Genomic DNA, 2,410 nt, shown 5'->3' with positions numbered 1-2,410 from the left:
TTCCCTTCATGAATGCGGTTCGCCTGGTGCTGACGGCTGCGGGGTCCGGGCTGGTGATGACCTCGCTGGTGATCGGCAGGTTCTCCACCGGCGGCTGGAGCGGCTACCCGCCCTATACGGGCATCGACTTCAATCCCGGGCCAGACGTCGACTACTGAATCTGGGCAATCACCGGTGTTGTCACGTTAACCTGCCCGCGGTTGTTCGCGCCGCAGTTTGGCCGTAGCTGATGTCGATGCAGACACCCATAACGAGCTACACGCGTCATCGGTTTCCACCTGAAATCATGTCCCACTCAGTCTGGCTCTATTGCCGCTTCAATCTCAGCTTGCGGGAAGTTGAAGAGCTGCTGTTGGAGCGCGGAATTGATGTGTCGTACGAAACTGTCCGCAGGTGGGTTGCCAAGATTGGTCCTGCTATCGCGCGTGGTTTGCACCGACAGCAGCCGCGACCTGGCGACGTTTGGCATCTGGACGAAGTCGGCGTGACGATCAAGGGAGAGAAATTCCGGCCGTGGCGCGCGGTTGATCAGAACGGTGTGGTTTCGGACGAAATCCTTCGACGTCGGCGTGAAAAGAAGGCCGCAAAACGGCCGTTGCGTCGGGTGATGAAGAAACAGGAACGTGCGCCGAAACGTGTCATCACTGACAAATTGAGATCCCATGGGACAGCCAAACGCAAGATCGCGCCAAAGCGTCGAGCAGCGGTCGCACAAGGGCTTTAACAACCGCGCCGAAAACAGTCACTTGCCGTCTCGAAAGCGGGAAAGGGCGATGCAGGGATATCGTTCGCCTGAAAGTATGCAGCGGTTCGCATCAATCCACTCTGCCATCCGAAATTGCTTCTCCGTTCCAGCCCGTCGTCGCTCAGCCTTAACAAATCGATACCACCATCTCGAAGCTTTCGACGCCTGGAATGTCGTAACACGGGCAGCTTTAAATACCGACATCAGGATTTCTCCCTGGTCACGCAGTTCATGTGACAACACCGATCCGGGGGCATTGATCTGGCTGGAATGCGGTACTTGAAGCGGTTCTCGTGCTGTCGCCTTACCTTAGCACCGCGGCGCTCGGTGGCCACCGTCGCCTTCCTAAGAAACAGCAGCGGCCTCGGGGATAGGCGCCAATGCAAATCCGAGGGTCTTGGCGCGGCGCTGGAGGTTTGAGAGCACACGTTGTCGATATCGTTCGTCGTAAGCTGCTGCCCCCTGATCTTGATAGGTCATGCCATGTCAGATGGCGTTGTAGAACAGAACGGCAATCTTGCGTGCTGTCGCCGTTACCGCCTTCTGCTTGCCGATCCGCGCCGAGAGACGTCGATAGAACGCGCCCAATGCTGTGTCGCTTCGGCCAATCGTGACTGCCACCAAACGAAGGAGGGCGGCGGCACGACTGGAGGACCGGCGTGTCCGAGACGACAGCAGCTTCCCACCAGAGATTTTGTTGCCCGGGGCCAGACAGAGCCACGACGTGAAGTGCTTGGCGCTTTTCCAGGCGCGCAGGTCCGTGCCACATTCGGCAACCAGCTTCAAAGCCAACGATGGCCCAAGCCCGTGGATCTGCGTCAGGTCCGTGCCCAACACCCCGTAAAGCGCGGCCCGAACATCGAAGGACGGGGCATTGTGCAGCCTGCGTTTGATCAGTGCCTTCGGCAGCGGAGCCAGATCAGCGTTCGCCCGGACGGTCAGCGCTCCAACCGCCGCCTCCAGCCTTCGGTCGCACGCCTCGATCTGTGCTTTGCAAAAATCGTAAAGTTCCAGAGACTGGGTAAGAGCAAAGACGTGCTCCTCACGGTCGTTGCCGACCAGCGCGGCTTTGATCGTGTCCATGGAGGATTTGCAGCGGACATCCCGGAAAGCGGCAAGAACTTCAGGATCACGCTCGCCTCCAACGATGGCACGGATGATCCGCATGCCGGTCGCACCAGTGATGTCGGAGACGACATGATGTAGTTGCAGGTTCATCTCCATCAGCGCCTTCTGCATGTGTTGGATGTGAGCGGCGGCATATTCGGTGAGCCGTTCGCGCTGGCGCATGTAGGCGCGCAGGGTGGCTATCTCCGCCTCAGGGCGGAAACTGCCGCGGAGCAACCCATAAGAATGTAACTGACGCAGCCACCCCGCATCGCTGACATCGGTTTTGCGGCCTGGCACATTCTTGGCGTAGCGGGCATTCACAAGGATAACCTCGAACCCATGCGCCTCCAGGATCTCGAAGGCCGGTATCCAGTAAACGCCGGTCGACTCCATGGCCACGCTGGTGACACCGCACGACTGGAGCCAGTCGGCTAGATCGTGCAGGTCTTGTGTGAACGTCCCGAAAGCTCGCACCGGCATAGCGGCGGTGTCAGGGTTCACAGCAGCCATATGCATGGTCGAGCCAATGTCGATCGCAGCCGCATTGGGGTTGAC

The 2,410-nt window shown here is 59.1% G+C and carries 2 pseudogenes; one reads left to right on the top strand and one right to left on the bottom strand.

Annotated elements, in window-relative coordinates:
• Window positions 1-235 precede the first annotated feature (235 nt).
• A pseudogene (locus ACTIEN_RS22145) lies at window positions 236-935 on the top strand (IS6 family transposase); the annotation flags it as partial.
• 155 nt (window positions 936-1,090) lie between these two features.
• Here the strand turns inward: ACTIEN_RS22145 and ACTIEN_RS22140 are convergent.
• Window positions 1,091-2,410 (bottom strand): annotated as a pseudogene (locus ACTIEN_RS22140) (IS110 family transposase); the annotation flags it as partial.

Source organism: Marivita sp. (assembly GCF_051859345.1).
Taxonomy (GTDB): domain Bacteria; phylum Pseudomonadota; class Alphaproteobacteria; order Rhodobacterales; family Rhodobacteraceae; genus Marivita.
The sequence above is the reverse complement of the archived record's forward strand: the minus strand, read 5'-3'. Positions and strand labels throughout refer to the sequence as shown.